This is a genomic window from Cronobacter dublinensis subsp. dublinensis LMG 23823, assembly GCF_001277235.1.
Classification (GTDB): domain Bacteria; phylum Pseudomonadota; class Gammaproteobacteria; order Enterobacterales; family Enterobacteriaceae; genus Cronobacter; species Cronobacter dublinensis.
In genome coordinates, this window is sequence record NZ_CP012266.1 from 1,697,116 (window position 1) to 1,715,656 (window position 18,541).

An 18,541-nucleotide genomic window follows, 5' to 3' on the forward strand; every position below is an offset into this window, starting at 1 on the left:
GTCACACGCTAACCACGCGCCGCAAAGGCGCGTGTCCGATCACCCCGTCGCCGTGCCTGGCGCCGGGGTTTTATTTTGCGGTTTGCCGGAGAAAAGGAATCGCAGCAGCGGAATACGCAGATGCACCTCGTAAAGCACCACGGCGATGCCAATCACAAACACCAGGCCTGTGATAAAGCCGAGCGCGTTCGAGTGGATGTGCGGCGTGATGTACGCGCCGAAGAACAGCGTCAGCGGATGGTGCACCAGATAGATAAACAGCGACGCGTTCACAAAATAGGTCACGCGTGAGGATTTAAAGTTCAACAGGCGATGGCCGAGCGAGAATACCACGTTGACCATCCACAGCCCCATCAGCATGCTGATCACGTTGTCGGTTTCATACATCCAGGCGTCGCCGCTGCCGTAGTGCTGATTGAGCAGATAGGCGATAAACGCCGCCGTCGCGCCGACCGCGCAGCCCGGCGAAAACGTGGTGAAGCGCTCTTTTAGCGAGGCATGCTTAAAGGCCAGCGCGCCGAGAATGAAAAACGGCGAATAAAATAAAGTTTGCATCACCACAAAATTAAACAAACCGTCGCTTAATATCGGCGCATAAACGATAAAAATAAGGCGGCGCAGGGCGGCGAAAGCGATGCCGAGGAGTAAAAACAGCGCTGAGAGTTTTCCTAATGTCAGGCGTTCCGCCAGCGCCGCGCTTTTTGCTTCCGGCCAGTTTTTTATCTGCTGAAAGATCAGTAAACCGATCGTCGTGAACACCACCAGCACCAACAAAAACCATAAATGTGAGGTGAGTTCCCACACCAGCGTGTTGTATTTGTCGTAACCGGAAAGCGTATGCCAGTCATCGGTACGGCCTTTCACATATTGCAGCATCAAAAATTGCGGCAGCGTGAGGAGCGGAATGGCGGTCAGCATCGGGATGCCGACGCGCTCAACACGCACTTTCCACCAGCGTTTGCGCGGGTAGCGCAGGAACAGCATGTAGGAAAAATACCCTGAAATAACAAAGAAGACCTGCATGCGAAAGGCGTGAATGAAATCGTTGAACAGCGTCAGGCCCGCGGAGGGCGTCAGGCTGTTAACATGCCACTGGTGCGTGGAATAGATAAGCGAAATATGAAAGGGGATGCCTAAAAGCATCAACCATGCGCGGATGGAATCGAGAAAAAACTCTCTCTGTGTCGACGTCGTCATAGCACTCCATAAAATCTCGGACTATTCGCCTTATCCCTTAGGCTGATTCTGTTTTAGATTCGGCCCCCACCCTACAGGAAGGCCGACACACTGTCTCCAGGACAAATTCGCAAAGCGTCACAAAGCGAAAATAGCGCGCATTCATTTGTTTAATCCCTGAGCCGGCGTGCTGAACAAAGCGGGGATTGTGTTGTCGGAAACCGCAAGTTTCCATTAAAATGGATCGGATTGATTTAAGCACACAAAGGGGGAAGTGCTTAGTTATATGAAACATAAAACACAGATGATGAAAATGGGTTGGCTGGGTGCGGCAGTGATGTTGTCACTTTATACCACTTCGGGTTGGGCCTTCACTATCGACGACGTCGCAAAACAGGCGAAATCCTTAGCAGGCAAAGGCTATGAAGCGCCGAAAAGCAACCTGCCCTCCGTTTTCCGCGATATGAAATACGCGGACTACCAACAGATCCAGTTCAATCATGACAAAGCGTACTGGAGCAAAATCAAAACCCCGTTCAAGCTTGAATTCTACCATCAGGGTATGTACTTCGACACGCCGGTCGCGCTTAACGAAGTGACCGCCAATACGGTTCGTAAAATTAAGTACAGCCCGGATTATTTTAATTTCGGCAACGTTCAGCACGATAAAGACACCGTCAAAGACCTGGGCTTCGCCGGTTTCAAAGTGCTCTACCCGATCAACAATAAAGATAAAAACGACGAAATCGTCAGCATGCTCGGGGCGAGCTATTTCCGCGTTATCGGTCAGGGCCAGGTATATGGTCTCTCTGCGCGCGGTCTGGCTATCGACACCGCGCTGCCGTCCGGCGAAGAGTTTCCGCGCTTTCGTGAGTTCTGGATCGAGCGTCCGAAAGCCACCGACAAACGTTTGACCATTTACGCGCTGCTGGATTCTCCGCGCGCGACCGGCGCCTACCGCTTCATCATTACCCCCGGGCGCGATACGGTCGTGGACGTGCAGTCAAAAGTGTACCTGCGCGATAAAGTGGGCAAGCTTGGCGTAGCGCCGCTGACCAGCATGTTCCTCTTTGGGCCGAACCAGCCGTCGCCTGCGACGAACTATCGCCCGGAACTGCATGACTCCAACGGCCTCTCTCTGCACGCCGGTAACGGCGAGTGGATCTGGCGTCCGCTGAACAACCCGAAACACCTCGCGGTCAGCACGTTCACGACTGAAAACCCGCAGGGCTTCGGTTTGCTGCAGCGTGGCCGTCAGTTCTCCCGCTTTGAAGATATCGACGATCGCTACGATCTGCGTCCGAGCGCGTGGGTAACGCCGCAGGGTCAGTGGGGCAAAGGGAAAGTCGAGCTGGTGGAAATTCCGACCAACGACGAGACCAACGATAATATCGTGGCCTACTGGACGCCGGATCAGCTGCCGGAGCCGGGTAAGGAGATGAATTTCAAATACACCATCACCTTTAGCCGCGATGAAGACAAGCTGCATGCCCCGGAAAACGCGTGGGTACTCCAGACCCGCCGCTCTACAGGCGACGTGAAACAGTCGAACCTCATTCGTCAGCCGGACGGCACCATCGCGTTTGTGGTGGATTTCACCGGCACCGAGATGCAAAAGCTGCCGGACAACACGCCGGTCACCGCTCAGGCGAGCATTGGCGATAACGGCGAAATCGTGGAAAACAGCGTGCGTTACAACCCGGTCACCAAAGGCTGGCGTATGACGCTGCGCGTGAAAATCAAAGACGCCAAGAAAACCACTGAAATGCGCGCGGCTCTTGTAAATGCCGACCAGCCGCTGAGTGAAACCTGGAGTTATCAGCTACCTGCCAATGAATAAGTCTACTGAGTATATCGACCTGCTGCCGCTTTCCGACATCGAGAAAGCGGCGCTGCCGACATCTGACATGCAGGCCCTTCATCAGGCGCTGGACGCCGAAGGGCGCGTCTGGGCCCGCGAGGATGACTCCCCGCTGGGCTCGGTAAAAACGCGTCTTGAACAGCGCTGGTCAGACTCGCTCAATGGCGATCAGCTGATCAAAGACGACGAAGGCCGCACGCAGATCCAGGCGATGCCGAAGGCAACGCGTTCCTCCATGTTCCCGGACCCGTGGCGCACCAACCCGATTGGGCGCTTCTGGGATCGTCTGCGCGGTCGCGAAGTGCTGCCACGCTACATGGCGGGCCTGACGAAAGAAGAGCGCGCCGCGGAGCAGAAATGGCGTACGGTCGGCACCATACGCCGTTACATCCTGCTGCTGCTGACGCTCTCCCAGACTGTTGTCGCCACGTGGTATATGAAAACCATTCTGCCGTATCAGGGCTGGGCGCTGATCAACCCGGCTGACATGATGGGCCAGGACTGGCTGGTTTCCCTGATGCAGCTACTGCCGTATGTACTGCAAAGCGGCATCCTCATCCTGTTCGCTATCCTGTTCTGCTGGGTCAGCGCCGGTTTCTGGACCGCGCTGATGGGCTTTTTACAGCTGCTTATCGGCAAAGATAAGTACAGTATTTCGGCCTCGACGGTGGGGGATGAGCCTATCAACCCTGAGCATCGCACCGCGCTCATCATGCCAATCTGCAACGAAGATGTAGATCGCGTGTTCGCGGGTCTGCGGGCGACCTGGGAGTCGGTGAAAGCCACCGGCCAGCAGGCGCACTTTGACGTCTATATCCTGAGCGATAGTTACAACCCGGATATCTGCGTCGCCGAGCAGAAAGCCTGGATGGAGCTGATTGCCGAAGTGCAGGGCGAAGGGCAGATTTTCTATCGCCGTCGTCGCCGTCGCGTGAAACGTAAAAGCGGCAACATCGACGATTTCTGCCGTCGCTGGGGCAACCAGTACAGCTACATGGTGGTGCTGGACGCAGACTCGGTGATGACAGGCGACTGTCTGACCGGTCTGGTACGCCTGATGGAAGCGAACCCGAACGCCGGGATCATCCAGTCGTCGCCGAAAGCGTCTGGCATGGATACGCTGTATGCGCGTTGCCAGCAGTTCGCCACCCGCGTCTACGGGCCGCTGTTCACCGCGGGTCTGCATTTCTGGCAGTTGGGCGAATCGCACTACTGGGGCCATAACGCCATTATCCGCGTGAAGCCGTTTATCGAGCACTGCGCGCTGGCGCCGCTGCCGGGCGAAGGCTCGTTCGCAGGCTCCATCCTCTCCCACGACTTCGTGGAAGCGGCGCTGATGCGTCGTGCGGGCTGGGGCGTGTGGATTGCCTACGATCTGCCGGGCTCGTATGAGGAGTTACCGCCGAACCTGCTGGATGAGCTTAAGCGCGACCGCCGCTGGTGCCACGGTAACCTGATGAACTTCCGTCTGTTCCTGGTGAAAGGGATGCACCCGGTTCACCGCGCCGTGTTCCTGACGGGCGTGATGTCTTATCTGTCGGCGCCGCTGTGGTTCCTGTTCCTGGCGCTCTCCACGGCGCTTCAGGTGGTACATGCGCTCACCGAGCCGCAATACTTCCTGCAGCCGCGTCAGCTCTTTCCGGTCTGGCCGCAGTGGCGTCCTGAACTGGCGATAGCGCTGTTCGCCTCGACCATGGTGCTGCTGTTCCTGCCGAAACTGCTGAGCGTCATTCTCATCTGGTGTAAAGGCCCGAAAGAGTACGGCGGCTTCCTGCGCGTCACGCTCTCTCTGCTGCTGGAAGTGCTGTTCTCGGTACTGCTGGCGCCGGTGCGTATGCTGTTCCACACCGTGTTTGTGGTGAGCGCGTTCCTCGGCTGGGAAGTGGTCTGGAACTCGCCGCAGCGCGACGACGACTCTACCCCGTGGGGCGAAGCGTTCCTGCGTCACGGCTCGCAGTTGCTGCTGGGCCTGGTATGGGCCGTCGGGATGGCGTGGCTCGATCTGCGCTTCCTGTTCTGGCTGGCGCCTATCGTGTTCTCGCTGATCCTCTCGCCGTTCGTGTCGGTGATTTCGAGCCGCGCGACCGTGGGCCTGCGTACCAAACGCTGGAAGCTGTTCCTGATCCCGGAAGAGTATTCGCCGCCTCAGGTACTGGTGGATACCGATCGTTATCTGGAACTCAACCGCAGCCGCTCACTGGAAGATGGCTTTATGCACGCGGTGTTCCATCCGTCGTTTAACGCGCTGGCGACCGCCATGGCGACCGCGCGTCACCGTGCAAGCCACGTGCTGGAGATTGCCCGCGATCGTCACGTCGAGCAGGCGCTGAACGATACGCCGGAGAAGCTCACCCGCGACCGCCGGCTGGTGTTGTTGAGCGACCCGGTGACGATGGCGCGTATGCACTATCGCCTCTGGGCGCACCCGGAGAAATACTCCTCCTGGGTCAGCCACTACGACGAGCTGAAGCTCAACCCGCAGGCGTTGCGCGCGCAGTAAGCGTTTAACGTCAGAGATGAAAATGCCGGCCTGATGGCCGGCATTTTTTTGCCCGTCTGACGGGCTGTTATACTTAAGACACTCTGTTAAAAAAGCGAGTTCGCCTTTGAGAATCATCGCCGTTCTGCTTGCCGTCTGGATGCTCTGCGGCTGTGGCAGCATCATCAGTCGCGCCGTGCCGGGGCAGGGACATGGCAACCAGTATTACCCCGGCGTGCAGTGGGACGTGCGTGACAGGCCGTGGCGCTTTATTCTGATGCTCGACCTGCCGTTTTCACTTATCTTCGACACGCTGCTGCTGCCGGTCGATATGCATCACGGCCCGTATGAGTAACGCTTAGCGGGTGGTATCCCACTCGTCTGCCGCCGCGCGCCCCTCTTCGGTATCAAGCGGCGGCTCCAGCTGAAACTCGCCTTCATCCCATTCGTGCAGCGTATTCTCTTCCTGCCACTCCTGGCGCAGCTCAATTTCATCGAAATCGCCGTCGAACACGCTCTGCGCGGCGTCGCCGGTTAACACGGTCAGGCAGTCGCCTTCGTCGGTTTCATCGGCGAAGAACTCCACCTGCCACATGATTTCCCCATCCTGCAGCACATACTTTTGCATGTTGAACAGCCCGACAACCGCGTCCTCTTCCTCAACTCCCGGATTCGCGGCGAGGAACTCTTCACGTGCTGCGTCAATGGCTTCTTCAAGCGTGGCGTACATAGTCATAGCTTACTCCCTGAACGGACATGGTTGTTTCAGGAAAGAATAGTCGAAGATTGCGATTTGCAAGAATGAACGGGGAAAAAAGGGCGGGAGGGTGAAGAGAGCCCGCAACATCGCGCGTTGCGGGCAGAAGGATCAGTAGCGGGACGGCACGCCCTGCGGGCGCGTCTTGAAGCGGCGATGCAGCCACATATATTGATCCGGCGCCATCAGAATGCACTTCTCGACCACCTTGTTCATCCAGGCGGCGGTCTCTTCAGCGCTGCCGATGGGCGGAGCTGGCTCCGGCTCCAGCACAATCAGCTCATAACCGCTGCCATCCGCTTTGCGGCGCGGGACAAACGGCACGATACTGGCGTTTGACATCTTCTCCAGCATCCAGGTGCCGGAAGTGGTGGCGGCCTGATCGACCGCGAAAAACGGGACGAACACGCTGTTACGCGGGCCGTAATCGTGGTCAGGCGCATACCAGATGATCTCGCCGCCTTTCAGCGCGCGGATCATGCCCTTAAGATCTTTACGGTCGAGCATCGTTTTATTGGAGCGCAGGCGTCCCCAGGTTTGCAGCCAATCGAGCAGTGGGTTGTCGTTCGGGCGGTAAACGCCAATGCCCGGCGTGTGCATACCGAACATACGCGCGCCCAGTTCCAGCGTCAGAAAATGCACGCCGATCAGCAAAATCCCCTGTTTTTGCGCCAGCAAGGCTTTAACCGGCTCGAGGCCAGACGCTTGCGTCCAGCGCGCGACGCGCCAGTCAGGCCAGAACCAGGCCATGCCGGTTTCCATCAGCCCCATGCCGACGGATTCAAAGTTCTTTACGACCAGCGCTTCACGCTCGGCTTCGCTCATTTGCGGAAAGCAGAGCTCCAGGTTGCGATGCGCGATGCGCGCGCGACGCTTCATCAGCCGCATCGCCAGGCGACCAAGCCCGCGACCCAGACGCCAGATAACCGGGTAGGGGAGCAGCACGACGAGATACAGCAGGCCGATGCCAAGCCAGGTCAGCCAGTAACGGGGGTGCAGCAGTGCGCGAGAAAATTGCGGTAAATGCGTCATGAAAATTCCATTAATTGCAGGCGAAGCCCTTTCACGGCCGGTATTGTGACATTTTTTTGCGAACGACCAAAATTCTCTGCCGTTCGCGCCGCGACGCCTGTTGTCAGATAAAAAATCGCTAAGGTGTGGAAAATGTAGCGCAAAATGTAGGGATGTAAATTAACGGTAATTGCTATATCATGCCGGCCGTTATTTATTCCCCCCACCGATAGCAGGAACGTACACCATGCCAGTGTTACACAACCGCATATCGAATGAGGAGCTGAGGGCGCGCATGCTGGCCGAAACCGAGCCGCGCACCACTATCTCATTCTATAAGTATTTCACCATCGACGACCCGAAAGGGACGCGCGATGCGCTCTATCAAGCCTTCACCGAGCTCAATGTCTTTGGCCGCATCTATCTGGCCCATGAAGGCATCAACGCGCAGATTAGCGTCCCGGAAAGCAACGTTGAGGCGTTTCGCGCGGCGCTGTATGGTTTCCACCCGGCGCTTGATGGTTTGCGCCTGAATATCGCGCTGGATGATGACGGGAAATCCTTCTGGGTGCTGCGCATGAAAGTGCGCGATCGCATCGTGGCGGACGGTATCGACGATCCGAGCTTTGACGCGAGCGACGTGGGTGAATACCTGAAGGCCGCGGAAGTAAACGCGATGCTCGATGACCCGGATGCGGTGTTTATCGATATGCGTAACCACTACGAATATGAAGTGGGCCATTTCGAGAACGCGCTGGAGATCCCGGCGGACACCTTCCGCGAGCAGCTGCCGAAAGCGGTGGAGATGATGCAGGAGTACAAAGACAAGAAAATTGTTATGTACTGCACCGGCGGGATCCGCTGTGAGAAAGCGAGCGCGTTCATGCGCCATAACGGTTTCCAGAAGGTCTGGCATATCGAAGGCGGCATTATTGAGTACGCCCGTAAAGCCCGTGAACAGGGGCTGCCGGTACGGTTCGTCGGGAAAAACTTCGTGTTTGACGAACGCATGGGCGAGCGCATCTCGGAAGATGTCATCGCGCACTGCCACCAGTGCGGCGCGCCGTGCGACAGCCACACCAACTGCAAAAACGACGGCTGCCATCTGCTGTTTATCCAGTGCCCGGCGTGCGCCGAGAAATTTGCCGGTTGCTGCAGCGAAGTGTGCAAAGAAGAGATGGCATTGCCGGAAGACGAGCAGCGCCGCCGCCGCGCGGGTCGCGAGAACGGCAATAAAATCTTTAATAAGTCGCGCGGGCGGCTGAACACGACGCTCGGCATTCCGGACCCGGAATAACCCGCAGGTATAAAAAAACCGGTCAGCTGACCGGTTTTTTTTATGCCGAAAAGGCGATTACTTCTGCTTCACGCCTTCCACAGAGATAATCAGATCCACTTCCTGCGACGCCGGGCCCAGGTCGGTGGTGATGTTAAAGTCTTTCAGCTTGATTTTACCTTCCGCTTCGAAGCCCGCGCGCTCGCCACCCCACGGATCTTTACCCTGGCCCAGCAGTTTCGCTTCAAGCGTGACCGGTTTGGTTACGCCATTCAGGGTCAGGTCGCCAGTGATATCCAGCTCATCGCCATCCTTCTTCACGCCGGTGGAGGTAAAGGTCGCTTTCGGGAACTTCGCCACGTTCAGGAATTCCGCGCTGCGCAGGTGCTTGTCGCGCTCGGCGTGGTTGGTGTCAACGCTATTGGTGTTAATGGTGACGTTGACTTTATCGGCCGACGGGTTTTTCTCATCAAACGTGAACGTGCCGTCGAAATCGCGGAATGTCCCGTAGAGCCAGCTGTACCCCAGGTGCTGGATACGGAAGTTAACGAAGGCGTGCTGGCCTTCTTTATCAATCTTATAGTCGGCAGCAACGGCTGAGCCGGTGGTGAACAGCAGGGCACCCAGAGTGACCCCCAGCAGGCTTTTCTTCATATTTCGCTCCATGGTTAGTGTGACGCTTTCCCGAGCATCCGCTTCAGGGTGACGTCTTTGTCGACAAAATGGTGTTTCAGCGCGGCGGCGGCGTGCACCACCGAGAGCAGCACGACGCACCAGGCGAGCCACAGGTGAATGTCTCCTGCGAGGTCAGCCTGTTCGCCTGCGCCGCTGACGAAAGCGGGCACCTCAAACCACCCGAAAACGGATATCGGTTTGCCTTCGGCCGTTGAGATCAGATAGCCGCTGATAAGAATGGTAAACAGCATCACATAGAGCATCACATGCGCCGCGACGGCGCTGATATGGGTGAGCCGTGAATAACTGGCGAGCGGCGGCGGGGGCGGCGAGATAAAGCGCCAGACCACGCGCACGAGCAGAAAGACAAACAGAATGATGCCAATACTCTTGTGAATTTCTGGTGCCTGGTGATACCAGACATCGTAATAGCCGAGCGAGACCATCCACAGCCCGAGCGCAAACATGCCGTAAACCGTCAGCGCCATCAGCCAGTGAAACAGTACTGAGATATGTCCATATCGTGTTGGTGAGTTACGCCACTGCATGATTATGCGTCCATCAGTAAGAATGACTCAAACAGTGGCGTCTGGGCGCGGTAAAAGCAAACCAAAAAAACGAAACAAATTATTCAAATAATTTGAACAATAAGATATATCGTGTAAAAAACGCTAATTGATTGCTGAAACCGCTATAACGCAGCCGAATAACGTTTTTCCTGTTCGTTATAATGCCCGGTAGCAGCGTAATAAGGATGATTAGCCGCAAAATAGTTTAGCGTTTTATCAGGTTTTGTCAGCGCGAAATCAATAATTTTGACAGTGCGCCAGGGCGGGACGGGCCGGGTGCGTTTCCCGGCCCGCTGCAAAATCATGCAGAAGTGTTAAACCTGGCGAGCGAAAACGGCGTGAGATCGAAATCGAACGGTTTACCGGCGGCGAACTGGGTGGCGATTTCGCCAAGCACCGGGGCGAACTTAAAGCCGTGGCCGCTCAGGCCCGTCACCAGCAGTACGTTGGGCGCGTCCGGCAGGGTGTCGATGATAAAATCCTCATCTGGCGTATTGTCATAGGTGCATGACGCGCCATACAGACAGCCGCCGATGCCCGGCAGGAAGTTGCGCAGAAACGGGAACGCTTCCGCGCCGTCGCTCGCCACCGCGCCAAACGGCACGCGCTCTTCAGGACGTGAAATGACCTGCCCGCCGTTGTGCTTACCGATTTTTAGCTCGTTGTTTTCTGCCGGGAAGCCATAAAACTGGTCGCCGTTCGGCATTTCGCCGGTAAAGGCGGGGAAGCGGTTGTTGGTACTGTAGCGGCCATCGGCCTGATACCAGGCGAAGATTTTCCGCACCGGCGTAACGGGCAGCCCCGGCACCAGGCGCGATACCCAGGTGCCCGCGCTGATAAGCGCTTTACGGGCGTGATAAACGCCGTCAGCGGTCGTGACGCGCACGCCGTCCGCGGTGGTCTCAATGTCGCTGACCGGGCAATTAAAGAGCTGCGCGCAGCCCGCTTCTTCAGCAAGGCGGATATACGTGGCGATCGCTTTTTCGCTGCGCAGTACCCCGGAGTCAGGCTCAAACAGGCCGAGGTAGTTTTCCGGCAGGCGAATTTCGGGCCAGCGCGCCATCACTTCGTCGCCGGTCATCTTTTCCAATGGCAGTTGCCAGCGCGCGGCGCTGTCGGCCACATTCGCCAGAAATTCGGAGTCGGCAGGGCCGAGGTTGATAATGCCGGTACGCTCGAAGATGCGCTCGCCGCCGAGTTCCTGCAATTCATCCCACAGCGCCTGGGCGCGCAGCACCAGCGGCACGTAACGCTCGCCTTCGCCGTAGGCGTGACGGATAAGCCGCGTGTCGCCGTGGTGGCTGCCCTCCTGATGCGGCGGGTGGGCGCTGTCTGTCATTAATACGTTAAGCCCGGCGCGGGTGGCGTAATAACCGGCCGCTGCGCCTGTTGAGCCGCTGCCGATGATAATCAGATCGTATTCCATGAAATTACTCCGCGAAAACCATTGGTTAGCAGAGTAATTAAGAGCAGGACAATTCTCAAGCGGGAAAAAATAAAGGCACCCCGGAGGGTGCCTTTGAGTTTTAAGAAAGCACGGTATCAGTGCTTGCGATAATCGCTTTCCTGGTACTCACCGGATTCAATTTTTGCAATGCCGGCTTCTAAGATGGAAATAAATTGTCTTGCTACATCAGTGGTCAGCCATAATGTCTGGCCAACTTCGGTCGCATCGCGATCCACCTGCGGAGAGGATTGATAGTGCAACCGCAGCATCAGTGCGTCATAGCTATCGACGGTGCTGATGTCCCATCCGACAAGGGGATGCGTCTGTATTACTTCATTTTTTTCCATCATAACCCCCTTTATACGTGTTTATAGACAACGACTCATGAGGTTCAATGCGTGTTTTCTTATCTTCTCTGAAGCAAATAAAGTATATCAATCAATAAGGGAAAATGGGCAGGAAATAAATACCCTGCAACACATTTTTTTCAGAAGTTGAATTAACTGAACAATAAAACGGCAGGTTATTCGCAAATTTTAGTTAAAAATGACGATCAATGAGATAAATGCTGAAAAGGAAAAAAAGCGGCTATTGCAGAAAAAGGCGGGGCAAATATAAAAAAAACCGGGCGGCGAAGCCCGGAAAACTGACACCATAGAGAAGACGGGAATGAGGGTTAATCCGTGGTAAACCAGTCGTCAGCGCTCTCCCAGGTCTCCTGGAGAATTTCGCTGATGCGATCTTTATCTTCTTTCGCGCCACCCAGCACCGACAGCTGATTTGCGGCGGCATAGCGCACGCTCACGTGGTTCGGCATTTCCGGAAAATGGCTTTCAATACGGCGGGATAGCTCGCAGGCCAGCGCGTCAATAGCGCCCGGCGGCAGCGGCGTGGTTTTGGCGATAGTCACTTCGATACGCATAACAACCCCCTGTTAATCATGCTGTATATATATACAGTGTTGCAGCGCGTCATGCAACAGGGGGCCGTGATATTTTTGCTGCCTTAGCCTTTCACCGTCCAGCGAACCGCTTCGCCCGCGAGGAACGGCACCAGCGTATCGCCGGCAATCTCAATCGTTTCCGGCAGGGTGCTTTCTTCGCGGACCAGTTCGACGGTGCCGTCGTTCACCGGCAGGCCGTAGAAGCGCGGGCCATTGAGCGAGGTAAACGCTTCGAAGTGCGCCAGCGCGTTCATCTCTTCAAACACCGTGGCGTAGGCGCCGAGTGCGGAAGGGGCGTTAAAGCAGCCCGCGCAGCCGCAGCTCGCCTCTTTACGATGACGCGCGTGGGGCGCGGAGTCGGTGCCGAGGAACACCCGCTCGCAGCCGCTCGCCACCAGCTCGCGCAGCGCCTGCTGATGCACGTTGCGCTTGAGAATAGGCAGGCAGTAAAGATGCGGACGAATGCCGCCTGCAAGCATATGGTTGCGGTTAAACATCAGGTGCTGCGGGGTGATGGTCGCGCCCAGCAGGTCGTTGCCTTCGCGCACGTAATCGGCGGCGTCTTTAGTGGTGATATGTTCAAACACCACCTTCAGGCCCGTCAGGCGTTGTCTGAGCGGCTCCATCACCGTCTCAATAAAGCGCGCTTCGCGATCGAAGATATCGACCTCGCTGTGGGTGACTTCGCCATGCACCAGCAGCGGCATGCCAAGCTTTTCCATACGCTCAAGCACCATCATGATGTTATCCACACTGGTAACGCCGTGGCTGGAGTTGGTCGTGGCGTTGGCCGGATAGAGCTTGGCGGCGGTGAAGACGCCTTCGTTAAAGCCGCGTTCCAGCTCGTCGGCGTCCAGCGTGTCGGTCAGATAGCAGGTCATCAGCGGTTCGAAGGTATGGTGCGCCGGCACCGCGTCGAGAATGCGCTGGCGGTAGGCGATAGCAGCTTCCACGGTGGTGACCGGCGGCGCCAGGTTTGGCATGACGATAGCGCGCCCGTAAGTTTCGCTGGTATATGGCACGACGGTTTTCAGCATGTCGCCATCACGCAGATGAACATGCCAGTCGTCGGGGCGGCGGATTTTTAAAACCTGGGGTTGTGCAGTCATGGAAGGCTCCGGCTTGGGGAAACAGTCAGTAATGGCTGGTTTTATGCCGGGCACTAAGGATAAGCGTAAACGTTTTCCTTTGCATCCTTTTCATGAAAATTCGGGGGCATCGCGCCCCCGGGCGGGGTTTAATCGGTCAGCGGAATAACGATTTCGCCGGGTTTGACTTCAAGCCCTTTGGCGAATTTTTTCGCCAGCGCCTCGCCGTTGGTGCGATCTTCGCTCAGCACATAGGCCGGGCGCTGCTCAAAATAGCTGCGCAGTGACTTATTCAGATACGGCATCAGCGTATTGAGCACCGGGGCCATTTTGTCAGGCGTTACGCTACTGTCGACCACTTCCATTTCGCGCAGATAAATCGCGCCTTTGTCTTTATCAAACGTCGGCAGCGCCTTGAGCTTGAGCTTCACCAGCGCTTTCTGGTTGCCGAAGAGCGAAGTCATGTCGAGACTCGCGTCGCCGGTCAGCGTGACTTTATTCGGCTCTTCGCGGCCAATCGCGCTGCTGAGGTTGGTCAGAACGATATGCGCGTCCGCGACGCCCGGCAGGCCGATATCTTTCGCGTAGTTATTGCGCTTTTGCAGCGCCTGATTGATGTCCTGTTCGGTGACGGTGTACTGCGTGAGCTGGTTACATCCCACCAGCAAGCCGCTGACGATAAGCGCCGCGGCGACTAACATTTTTTTCATAAGCTTCCCTCATTCTGGTGCTGTCGGGCGATCCTGACACAAAGCAGGATGCCCCGCCAGTGGAAGCGGCAAAAGCGGATTCGGCTTAAAACGCCGGTGGGAGCCACCGGCGTGCGGGTCAGATAGCCATGGAAGAGAGCAGATTAATTTGCGTCTGCTTGGCCATGTTGTCGCGGTAATCGGCGACGCGGGTAGGGTAGTTGACGCCCGCCACCAGCGTCAGGTTACGCAGCAACGGGAAGAGATGAATGTCATCCTCAGAGAGCTCGCCGTTTACGGCGTTTGGCTGGACGATAAGCTTATCGAGCGCGCGCAGGTCGTCGCTGATGTTTTTGATAAGCCCGGCGGAGTGCGCCATATGGTCGTCAAACGACCCGATGGCCGCCTCTTTTTTCTCGGTAAAATAACGGCGCGCCTCTGGCGTGGCGAACTCATCGAACGCGGCTTTGGCGAAGCGCGGCAGCAGCAGGCGGTTAACATAGCCGTTCACGCGGCGCAGCCACTCTTCAATGGCCGGGTTGCGTTTACCGGTCAGTAGCGGTTTGCCGTCGAGGTTATCGACGTAGTGCACGATATCCATGCTTTCCGGCAGGTAACGGCTGTCGTCTTTTTGCAGAATCGGGGCCATTTTCTGGCCAATCATGCGGGTGGGAGTGGCTTCGTCATCGTTTGACATCACGATAAGCTCCACCGGAAGGTTCTTGAGCCCGAAAATCATGCGCGCTTTCACACAGAACGGACAGTGATCGTAAATATATAACTTCACGTTTCTCCTCCTGCTCAGGTTACTGATTTTTCAGTATGGTAAAGAAAACGCAGGGGAGCAAATCGCTCCCCTGGTCTTACCCTTCCTGCTCGACGAGACCCGGTGCGAGCCGTTTATGGCTGAACTGCCACCTGAGCATCAGAAACGTGCCGATGCCGATAACGCCGAGCATCGCCCAGGGCAGCTCCGGCGTGTTGAGCGCGCGACCGGCGTCAAACAGCCAGCCGCCGCCCGCGTAGCCGAGCGCGCCGCCAAAGGCGAGCCCGAGGCGGCTAAAGCCCATATAACTGCCGCGCGCGCGGGCGTCCGCCAGCGACGCGCTCAGGGTCTCGCGCGCCGGTTCGGCGATAATCGAGCCGATATAAAAGAGGCAAATCAAGGAGAAGAGCTGCTGCAGGTTGCTGGCAAGACCGACCGGCACCAGGCTTAAGGTCATCACCAGCAGCCCGGCCATCAGACGCTGCTCCAGACGAAAGCGCTTTTCGCTCCAGCGCGCCAGCGGATAGAGCAGCGTCAGCGACAGCACGGCTTCAATGGCATACATCCATTTCACCGCCGCTGGCTCGCCCGCGATATCGTTAACCATGACCGGCAGCATCAGCATCACCTGCACCGCCAGCATGTAGTAGCCGGTGAGCGTCAGCACGTAGGTGACGAAGCGCTTGTCGCGCAGCACCCGGCCCATACCTTCGCGCAGTGGCGTGCGCACGGTGGAGAGTTTCCAGTCCGGCAGCAGCCAGGCGTTGAAGCCCGCGCAGAGCACAAACAGCAGCGCGCCCACGCCGCACACCAGCCGGAAATCATATTGCAGCAGCCAGCTGCCGATAAGCGCGCCGGTAACAGCGCCCGCGCTGTCCTGCATCATCAGCAGCGAGAAAAAGCGGCCCCGCTCCTGCGGGCGCACCAGCTTCACCACCAGCGCCGAGCGCGGCGGGTCGAAAAGCGTGCCGCCAAGCCCGGAGAGCACGCACGACACCCACAGCACCCACGGTTCGTGGGCGACAGCCATCGTCGCAAAGCCGGCGGCGCGCAGCAGCATACCGGTGACGATCATCGGACGCGCGCCCAGCCGGTCGGCGATAGCGCCGCCGAAAATGCCAAGCCCTTGCTGCACAAGCTGGCGCAGACCGAGCGCGATACCTACCATCAGCGCGGCCCAGCCGAGGTTGTCGACAAAGCGGATTGAGATCAGCGGAAAGACGACAAAAAAGCCCAGTACCACGAGCATATTGTCAATTAACAGGAAATATTTACCCAGGCTTCTTGCCTGCGACACGCTGGACATTTCCCCTCCAGGGAAAAAAGCGAAGAGACCGGACTATCTTACGGCCTGGCGCGTCCGTTGGCGGCTTTTTGCGCGACAATATTTTTTTATCGATCGCTATGATTGATTCATGAAATTCATCGTTATGCCGCGCGGTGCATCAAAGAATGGCAGGTTACTGTTTTCACTGTTTTGTTCGCCGCGGTTATAGTACAACGTAAGGCCCGCGATGGCGCGCCGTCCGGGGCAGGAGTCAGGAATAATGCCGAGAAAGGAGCAGGGTATCGATGTTTGGCTACCGAAGTAACGTGCCGAAAATAAGATTAACGACCGATCGCCTGGTGGTGCGTCTGGTGCACGATCGCGACGCATGGCGTCTGGCGGACTACTACGCCGAAAACCGCCAGTTTCTGAAACCCTGGGAGCCCGTTCGCGACGAAAGCCACTGCTACCCGTCCGGCTGGCAGGCGCGGCTTGGCATGATCAACGAACTTCACAAGCAGGGCAGCGCCTTTTATTTCGCGCTGCTCGACCCCGATGAAAACGAAATCCGCGGCGTCGCGAATTTTTCCAACGTCGTGCGCGGCTCGTTCCACGCCTGTTATCTCGGCTATTCGCTCGGTGAAAAGTGGCAGGGGCAGGGCATGATGTTTGAAGCCCTGACCAGCGCCATCCGCTATATGCAGCGCAGCCAGCATATGCATCGCATCATGGCGAACTACATGCCGCATAACCAGCGCAGCGGCGACCTGCTGGCGCGCCTCGGCTTTGAAAAAGAAGGCTATGCCAAAGATTACTTACTGATTGACGGCGTCTGGCGCGATCATGTGCTGACCGCGCTCACCGCGCGCGAATGGACGCCGGGGCGTTGAGGAGAACATCATGAAACATCAGTTCAGCGCGCTGGAAGCGCGCGTGATTGGCTGTATGCTGGAAAAACAGGTCACGACGCCCGAGCAATACCCGCTCTCGGTCAACGGCGTGGTAACGGCCTGCAACCAGAAAACTAACCGCGAGCCGGTGATGAACCTGAGCGAGGCGCAGGTGCAGGAAGTGCTGGATCAGTTGGTGAAGCGTCACTACCTGCGCACCGTTAGCGGCTTTGGCAATCGCGTCACCAAATATGAGCAGCGTTTCTGTAATTCCGAGTTCGGCGACCTGAAATTCTCGCCCGCCGAAGTCGCGCTCGTCACCACGCTGCTGCTGCGCGGCGCGCAGACGCCGGGCGAACTGCGCAGCCGCGCGTCGCGTATGCATGAGTTCAGCGATACGGCGGCGCTTGAGCGCGCGCTGGAGACGCTGGCGAGCCGCGAAGACGGCCCGTTTGTGACGCGTCTTGCGCGCGAGCCGGGCAAGCGCGAGAGCCGCTATATGCATCTGTTTTGCGGCGAGCCGGACGCATCAACGCTTTCCACGAGCGACGACACGCCCGCGCCAGAGAGCGATGCCTTAACCGCTCGCGTCGAAGCGCTGGAGCTTGAGGTCGCTGAATTACGCCAGCGCCTCCAGTCACTGTTAGCACACCTGGGAGAATAATCGTGGCGAAATTACGCGTAGGGGTGGTGGGGCTTGGCGGCATCGCGCAGAAGGCGTGGCTGCCGGTACTGTCGCAGGCGACGGACTGGACGCTCACGGGCGCGTTCTCCCCGACGCGCGCCAAAGCGCTGCCGGTGTGCGAAGCCTACCGGATGCCCTATATCGATTCGCTACAGGCGCTGGCCGCGCAGTGCGACGCGGTGTTTGTACACAGCGCCACCCGCAGTCATTATCAGGTGGTGAGCGAGCTGTTAAACGCGGGCGTCCATGTTTGTGTGGATAAACCGCTGGCGGACAATCTTGCCGACGCCGAGCGGCTGGTGGCCCGGGCCAGGCAGCGCAACCTGACGCTGATGGTCGGCTTTAACCGCCGTTTCGCGCCGCTGTATCGCGAGCTGAAAGCGACGCTCAGCGCGGCCGCGTCGCTGCGTATGGATAAACACCGCGAAGACAGCGTCGGCCCGCACGACCTGCGCTTTACGTTACTCGATGATTATCTGCATCTGGTGGATACCGCGCTGTGGCTCGGCGACGGTGAGGCGACGCTTGCGAGCGGCGCGCTACAGACCACCGCGCAGGGCGAAATGTGGTACGCCGAGCACCATTTCCGTCGCGGGCCGCTTTCCATCACCACCAGCATGCATCGCCGCGCGGGCAGCCAGCGCGAATGGGTGCAGGCGGTGACCGACGGCGCGCTGATTGACGTTACCGACATGCGCGACTGGCGGGAAGAGCGCGGCGCGGGCGTCGTGCATCGTCCGGTACCCGGCTGGCAAAGCACGCTGGAGCAGCGCGGTTTCGTGGGCTGCGCGCGTCATTTCATCGACTGCGTGCAGAATCAGACGGTTCCTGAAACCGCGGGCGAGCAGGCGCTCCTCGCCCAGCGCGTGGTGGAACGGCTGTGGCGCGAGGCGATGCGCGAGTAACCGCGGCGCGTATCTGCCAGTAGTATTTCCCTTTCAGTCGAGTAGACTAAGCGCTTC

The 18,541-nt window shown here is 57.7% G+C and carries 19 protein-coding genes; 7 read left to right on the forward strand and 12 right to left on the reverse strand.

Annotation, left to right across the window (positions count from 1 at the left end; all coding sequences use genetic code 11):
• Positions 1 to 39: 39 nt before the first annotated feature.
• On the reverse strand, positions 40 to 1,197 hold the full coding sequence (mdoC, locus tag AFK67_RS07740) for a glucans biosynthesis protein MdoC (RefSeq protein ID WP_007711518.1): 1,158 nt from the start codon (positions 1,195 to 1,197) through the stop codon (positions 40 to 42).
• Between the two features lie 283 nt (positions 1,198 to 1,480).
• Between mdoC and mdoG the strand changes: the two genes are divergently transcribed.
• The 3 genes from mdoG to AFK67_RS07755 all read left to right on the forward strand — a co-directional run bounded on the left by mdoG (position 1,481) and on the right by AFK67_RS07755 (position 5,871).
• Positions 1,481 to 3,016 carry a glucans biosynthesis protein MdoG gene (gene mdoG / locus AFK67_RS07745; RefSeq protein WP_085958809.1) on the forward strand — a complete coding sequence of 512 codons (1,536 nt, stop codon included), beginning with the start codon at positions 1,481 to 1,483 and terminating at the stop codon, positions 3,014 to 3,016.
• Complete coding sequence (gene mdoH / locus AFK67_RS07750) at positions 3,009 to 5,537, forward strand: glucans biosynthesis glucosyltransferase MdoH (RefSeq protein ID WP_007711505.1); 2,529 nt, start codon at positions 3,009 to 3,011, stop codon at positions 5,535 to 5,537. Before mdoG ends, mdoH begins: the two co-directional genes overlap by 8 nt.
• 106 nt (positions 5,538 to 5,643) lie before the next feature.
• Positions 5,644 to 5,871 carry a YceK/YidQ family lipoprotein gene (locus AFK67_RS07755; RefSeq protein ID WP_004385242.1) on the forward strand — a complete coding sequence of 76 codons (228 nt, stop codon included), beginning with the start codon at positions 5,644 to 5,646 and terminating at the stop codon, positions 5,869 to 5,871.
• Between the two features lie 3 nt (positions 5,872 to 5,874).
• Here AFK67_RS07755 and AFK67_RS07760 read toward each other — a convergent pair whose 3' ends face one another.
• Positions 5,875 to 6,252 carry a MysB family protein gene (locus tag AFK67_RS07760; protein ID WP_007711500.1) on the reverse strand — a complete coding sequence of 126 codons (378 nt, stop codon included), beginning with the start codon at positions 6,250 to 6,252 and terminating at the stop codon, positions 5,875 to 5,877.
• Between the two features lie 132 nt (positions 6,253 to 6,384).
• The gene (locus AFK67_RS07765; RefSeq protein ID WP_007711497.1) at positions 6,385 to 7,305 is read right to left on the reverse strand and encodes a Kdo(2)-lipid IV(A) acyltransferase; all 921 of its coding nucleotides are present in this window, start codon (positions 7,303 to 7,305) and stop codon (positions 6,385 to 6,387) included.
• Between the two features lie 226 nt (positions 7,306 to 7,531).
• Here AFK67_RS07765 and trhO point away from each other — a divergent pair, with 226 nt between their 5' ends.
• A complete protein-coding gene (gene trhO / locus AFK67_RS07770; protein ID WP_032966351.1) occupies positions 7,532 to 8,581 on the forward strand; it encodes an oxygen-dependent tRNA uridine(34) hydroxylase TrhO in 1,050 nt (349 codons plus the stop codon).
• Positions 8,582 to 8,638: 57 nt separating this feature from the next.
• Here the strand turns inward: trhO and AFK67_RS07775 are convergent, their stop codons facing one another.
• The 9 genes from AFK67_RS07775 to mdtH form a co-directional block, all read right to left on the reverse strand.
• Positions 8,639 to 9,214, reverse strand: a complete 576-nt coding sequence (locus tag AFK67_RS07775) for a YceI family protein (protein ID WP_007711487.1) — start codon at positions 9,212 to 9,214, stop codon at positions 8,639 to 8,641.
• A 14-nt stretch (positions 9,215 to 9,228) separates the two neighbouring features.
• Positions 9,229 to 9,783, reverse strand: a complete 555-nt coding sequence (locus tag AFK67_RS07780) for a cytochrome b (RefSeq protein WP_007711486.1) — start codon at positions 9,781 to 9,783, stop codon at positions 9,229 to 9,231.
• 322 nt (positions 9,784 to 10,105) lie between these two features.
• Positions 10,106 to 11,230, reverse strand: a complete 1,125-nt coding sequence (solA, locus tag AFK67_RS07790; protein WP_038883876.1) for an N-methyl-L-tryptophan oxidase — start codon at positions 11,228 to 11,230, stop codon at positions 10,106 to 10,108.
• 116 nt (positions 11,231 to 11,346) lie between these two features.
• Positions 11,347 to 11,601: a biofilm formation regulator BssS gene (gene bssS, locus AFK67_RS07795; protein ID WP_071601104.1), complete on the reverse strand. Its 255-nt coding sequence runs from the start codon at positions 11,599 to 11,601 to the stop codon at positions 11,347 to 11,349.
• 326 nt (positions 11,602 to 11,927) lie between these two features.
• A complete protein-coding gene (gene dinI, locus AFK67_RS07800; RefSeq protein WP_004385233.1) occupies positions 11,928 to 12,173 on the reverse strand; it encodes a DNA damage-inducible protein I in 246 nt (81 codons plus the stop codon).
• 83 nt (positions 12,174 to 12,256) lie between these two features.
• Positions 12,257 to 13,303 carry a dihydroorotase gene (gene pyrC / locus AFK67_RS07805; RefSeq protein WP_007711479.1) on the reverse strand — a complete coding sequence of 349 codons (1,047 nt, stop codon included), beginning with the start codon at positions 13,301 to 13,303 and terminating at the stop codon, positions 12,257 to 12,259.
• Between the two features lie 128 nt (positions 13,304 to 13,431).
• A complete protein-coding gene (locus tag AFK67_RS07810) occupies positions 13,432 to 13,992 on the reverse strand; it encodes a lipoprotein (protein ID WP_007747430.1) in 561 nt (186 codons plus the stop codon).
• 118 nt (positions 13,993 to 14,110) lie between these two features.
• Positions 14,111 to 14,758: a glutaredoxin 2 gene (gene grxB / locus AFK67_RS07815; RefSeq protein WP_007711475.1), complete on the reverse strand. Its 648-nt coding sequence runs from the start codon at positions 14,756 to 14,758 to the stop codon at positions 14,111 to 14,113.
• A gap of 76 nt (positions 14,759 to 14,834) precedes the next feature.
• Positions 14,835 to 16,043: a multidrug efflux MFS transporter MdtH gene (gene mdtH / locus AFK67_RS07820; protein WP_007711472.1), complete on the reverse strand. Its 1,209-nt coding sequence runs from the start codon at positions 16,041 to 16,043 to the stop codon at positions 14,835 to 14,837.
• A gap of 266 nt (positions 16,044 to 16,309) precedes the next feature.
• Between mdtH and rimJ the strand changes: the two genes are divergently transcribed.
• The 3 genes from rimJ to AFK67_RS07835 are packed head-to-tail and all read left to right on the forward strand — an operon-like array spanning position 16,310 to position 18,484.
• Positions 16,310 to 16,894 carry a ribosomal protein S5-alanine N-acetyltransferase gene (gene rimJ, locus AFK67_RS07825; RefSeq protein WP_007711468.1) on the forward strand — a complete coding sequence of 195 codons (585 nt, stop codon included), beginning with the start codon at positions 16,310 to 16,312 and terminating at the stop codon, positions 16,892 to 16,894.
• 10 nt (positions 16,895 to 16,904) lie between these two features.
• Complete coding sequence (locus AFK67_RS07830; protein ID WP_007711465.1) at positions 16,905 to 17,558, forward strand: YceH family protein; 654 nt, start codon at positions 16,905 to 16,907, stop codon at positions 17,556 to 17,558.
• A gap of 2 nt (positions 17,559 to 17,560) precedes the next feature.
• Positions 17,561 to 18,484, forward strand: a complete 924-nt coding sequence (locus AFK67_RS07835) for a Gfo/Idh/MocA family protein (protein ID WP_007711463.1) — start codon at positions 17,561 to 17,563, stop codon at positions 18,482 to 18,484.
• Positions 18,485 to 18,541: the final 57 nt, after the last annotated feature.

Bases quoted from the DNA above. Each gene is read 5' to 3' on its own strand.
- trhO (WP_032966351.1), top strand. From the start codon at position 7,532: ATGCCAGTGTTACACAACCGCATATCGAATGAGGAGCTGAGGGCGCGC.
- AFK67_RS07830 (WP_007711465.1), top strand. From the start codon at position 16,905: ATGAAACATCAGTTCAGCGCGCTGGAAGCGCGCGTGATTGGCTGTATG.
- rimJ (WP_007711468.1), top strand. From the start codon at position 16,310: ATGTTTGGCTACCGAAGTAACGTGCCGAAAATAAGATTAACGACCGAT.
- AFK67_RS07760 (WP_007711500.1), bottom strand. From the start codon at position 6,252: ATGACTATGTACGCCACGCTTGAAGAAGCCATTGACGCAGCACGTGAA.
- pyrC (WP_007711479.1), bottom strand. From the start codon at position 13,303: ATGACTGCACAACCCCAGGTTTTAAAAATCCGCCGCCCCGACGACTGG.
- AFK67_RS07775 (WP_007711487.1), bottom strand. From the start codon at position 9,214: ATGAAGAAAAGCCTGCTGGGGGTCACTCTGGGTGCCCTGCTGTTCACC.
- dinI (WP_004385233.1), bottom strand. From the start codon at position 12,173: ATGCGTATCGAAGTGACTATCGCCAAAACCACGCCGCTGCCGCCGGGC.
- AFK67_RS07780 (WP_007711486.1), bottom strand. From the start codon at position 9,783: ATGCAGTGGCGTAACTCACCAACACGATATGGACATATCTCAGTACTG.
- mdoC (WP_007711518.1), bottom strand. From the start codon at position 1,197: ATGACGACGTCGACACAGAGAGAGTTTTTTCTCGATTCCATCCGCGCA.
- bssS (WP_071601104.1), bottom strand. From the start codon at position 11,601: ATGATGGAAAAAAATGAAGTAATACAGACGCATCCCCTTGTCGGATGG.
- AFK67_RS07810 (WP_007747430.1), bottom strand. From the start codon at position 13,992: ATGAAAAAAATGTTAGTCGCCGCGGCGCTTATCGTCAGCGGCTTGCTG.
- mdtH (WP_007711472.1), bottom strand. From the start codon at position 16,043: ATGTCCAGCGTGTCGCAGGCAAGAAGCCTGGGTAAATATTTCCTGTTA.
- AFK67_RS07765 (WP_007711497.1), bottom strand. From the start codon at position 7,305: ATGACGCATTTACCGCAATTTTCTCGCGCACTGCTGCACCCCCGTTAC.
- mdoH (WP_007711505.1), top strand. From the start codon at position 3,009: ATGAATAAGTCTACTGAGTATATCGACCTGCTGCCGCTTTCCGACATC.
- solA (WP_038883876.1), bottom strand. From the start codon at position 11,230: ATGGAATACGATCTGATTATCATCGGCAGCGGCTCAACAGGCGCAGCG.
- mdoG (WP_085958809.1), top strand. From the start codon at position 1,481: ATGATGAAAATGGGTTGGCTGGGTGCGGCAGTGATGTTGTCACTTTAT.